This is a genomic window from Arthrobacter sp. H35-D1 (assembly GCF_030063185.1).
Taxonomy (GTDB): Bacteria; Actinomycetota; Actinomycetes; order Actinomycetales; family Micrococcaceae; genus Specibacter.
The window spans coordinates 1-3,021 of record NZ_JASISP010000056.1; the positions used below are offsets into that span (position 1 = coordinate 1).

The following is a 3,021-nucleotide window of genomic DNA, read 5'->3' on the forward strand; positions in this document are numbered from 1 at the left end:
TCACGATTCTGCGTCTGGAAGGCGAAACGAACCTTGCCAAAGCCACCCGCGGAGCCCGCAACTACCCACACCGCGCCCTCAAACTCGCCGGCCTAAATATCAGCTAAACGACTTTGCAGAGGCCCTGCGGGGTGGATACCTTTGGGTAAGTATTTCCGGATCAGTCCATCTTATTCTCGTTGGATGGACTCTCCCATGGTGAGTCGGCAGGGCTCAGAGTTCTGGATATGGCCGGTAGGTGGTTTCTGGGGTTTGTCGGGTTTCCGGGGTTTCTTGCGGGTGTTGGGCTGTTAGTTGCGTCTTCTTTTTGAGATAGTAGGGTTACTATTATTTTCGGGTTGGGGGCTCTTCGCGTTTTGTGGTGAATACGATTCGTTCGTTGGTCGTGTAGATGACCCTGCGCAGGGCCGGCGGAAACGCCAGGAACGGAGTGAAGCGCTCCCACGCGCTCTCCCACGTCTTCACGGCTGCCGGATACTGGGTTCCCCACTGACCGTCGGTGAACTCCTCCAAGGCCGCCTTCGCGGCTTCCTCGGTGGGTGCTGTGTAGATCCAGGACTCCGGACGTAGCGGCTTGATGGGTTTGGGGCTTCCTTGATTTTCCGGGGTTTTTAGTGGCGTGGGACTGTTAATTTTGTTCATTTTCCGATATAATTAACCGAAAGGAATGTTTCGGATTGAGGGGGGTGGGAAGATGGCTGTCATGACCGCGCAACCGCCATTGCCCGTAGCGATGGTCGCCGCTGCCGTGCCGGTGGGCTTGGCTGTGTCGCTGGTGGAGGGTGTTGATGGTGGTGAGGTTTATATTCGTGGGCAGCTGACGTTTTCCTGGGACGCCCCTGATGTGGCTGCGCGCCGGTGGGCGGCCGTCACACTGGCGGGCATGCGGGCCGCCTCGGTGACGAAGGTCGCGGCGGCGTTTTCGGTCTCGGTCGGGACGTTGTGGATGTGGGGCCAGTTGCTGGCCGAGGGCGGGGTTGCGGCCCTGGCACCGGAGAAGAGAGGCCCGAAAGCCCCGTCCCGGCTCAGTGGGGACGTCGTGGCACGGATCGTTGAACTGCGGGCGACGGGCATGTCCCAACAAGCGGTCGGGGACGCGGTGGGCGTGTCCGAATTCAGTGTCCGCCGCGCCCTCAAAACAGCCGCCACACAGAACTCAGCCGCACCCCGGAACACACAGGCACACCAGGACGCGCCGGAGCTTTCCGGACCCGTACCGGCCCGCGGCACGGTCGCCGTGCAGCCGGAGTTGCCGGTCTTGCCGACACCCGTGCCGCGTACGGGGGAACGCTCGGCAGCGAGGGCCGGGTTGCTGGCAGAAGCTGCCCCGATGTTCGCCCCTGCCGCCCGTGTTCCGCACGCCGGGCTGTTTCTGGCCCTGCCCGCGCTGGAAACCACGGGCCTGCTGACGTGTTCGAAAGACGTCTTTGGTGCCTTGCCGGACGGCTTCTACGGCCTGAACAGCATCCTGATCGATGCCGTGGTGCGGGCGTTGGCCGGGGAATCCCGGACCGAGGGTGCCACCCGATTCAACCCGCAGAACTTGGGCAGGGTGTTGGGGCTGGACCGTGCCCCGGAAGTGAAAACAATCCGCCGCCGGATCAACGAACTCGCCCAGACGGGTAAAGCCCAGGAGCTGATTGCCGCCCTTGCTAAACATCACCTGACAGCAACGGGCCCGGGTGGTGAGGATCTTGCCGCTATCCTGTACGTTGACGGGAACGTGCGCGCGTATCAGGGCACGAAAAGAATAGGCAAGCTCTACTCGACCAGGCTCAAGTTCCCCGTCCCGGCAACGGAGGAAACCTGGGTCACCGACGCCCACGGCTCCCCAGTATTTGTAGTCATGGCCGAGCCCGGGGCGTCCCTTGCCGGTGAACTCCGTAACCTCCTGCCCGAACTGCGTAAAGCGGTGGGAGACGATCGGCGGGTCCTGGTTGGTTTCGACCGTGGCGGCTGGTCCCCGGCCTTGTTCAAACACATGGACGAGAATGGTTTTGATGTGCTGACCTGGCGCAAAGGCACCACACCCGACATCGGTGAAGAACTCTTTACCGAGGTTACCCGCACGGACGAACACGGCGAAGAGAAGACCTGGAGTGTGGCGGACACGCTCGTTGATTTGGCCCTGCCAACGACGAAGAAGACCGGGGAGATGTACCAGATCCGCCAGCTCAGCCGCATCGTTCCTGCCAAGGGCAAGGGCGGTGGAACACGGCAGATCCACATCCTCACCACCGATAAAGAGCTTCCTGCCGGGGAAGCGGTATGGCGTATGGGCAACAGGTGGCGCCAAGAAAATCAGTTCCGTTACGCACGCATGCACTTCGACCTTGACTCCCACGATTCCTACGCTTCCAGTGACGATGACGACAAGCGTCTGGTGCCCAACCCGGCCAAAAAGAAGTCCTACCAAAAGGTTCTGACCGCCAAAAAACACCACGCCGAGGTTGCCGCTGACGTTGACGCGGCACTGACCGCCCTACGAACGGCGCCAGCAGGGGCCAAGGAGTTGAAGGTCGTGGTGACCAGCACGATGCACAACACGATCACGAAACCGTTATGGAAAGCCGAAAAAGCCCTCATAGAGGCCGAGAAGGCACATAAGAAAATCCCTGCGAAGATCATGCTCGGGAAACTATCACCCGGCCAGCAGGTCCTGGATACCGAGGTCAAACTCATCCACACCGGGATCCGCATGGCCGCCTACAACACCGCCATGACCATCGCCAGGGAGATCCGCACCAACACCGGATATGCCAAAGCCTCCAATGAAGCCCACGCCCTCATGCGCCAAGCCTTCGACCAGTCAGGGGACATCGACCCCACAGAACCTGGCCACCTGACCATTCGCCTGGACCCGCTGCCCACCCGAGCGAAAACCGATGCCATCGCCGAACTCTGCCAGCACCTGACCGCCACGAAAACCCGCTACCCCGGAACCAACCAGATCCTGCGCTACGAAGTCAAAGACAAAACATCATCTCGAAACAATTAACTCGCTATATCCGGAGTCCTGAG

General features: G+C 60.9%; 1 protein-coding gene and 1 pseudogene. One reads left to right on the forward strand and one right to left on the reverse strand.

Annotated elements, in window-relative coordinates; genetic code table 11:
• Nucleotides 1–378 precede the first annotated feature (378 nt).
• Nucleotides 379–552, reverse strand: a pseudogene (locus tag QMG25_RS20160) (transposase); the annotation flags it as partial.
• Between the two features lie 151 nt (nt 553–703).
• Here QMG25_RS20160 and QMG25_RS20165 point away from each other — a divergent pair.
• The gene (locus QMG25_RS20165) at nt 704–2,998 is read left to right on the forward strand and encodes a putative transposase (protein ID WP_283462895.1); all 2,295 of its coding nucleotides are present in this window, start codon (nt 704–706) and stop codon (nt 2,996–2,998) included.
• The last annotated feature ends 23 nt before the right edge of the window (nt 2,999–3,021 follow it).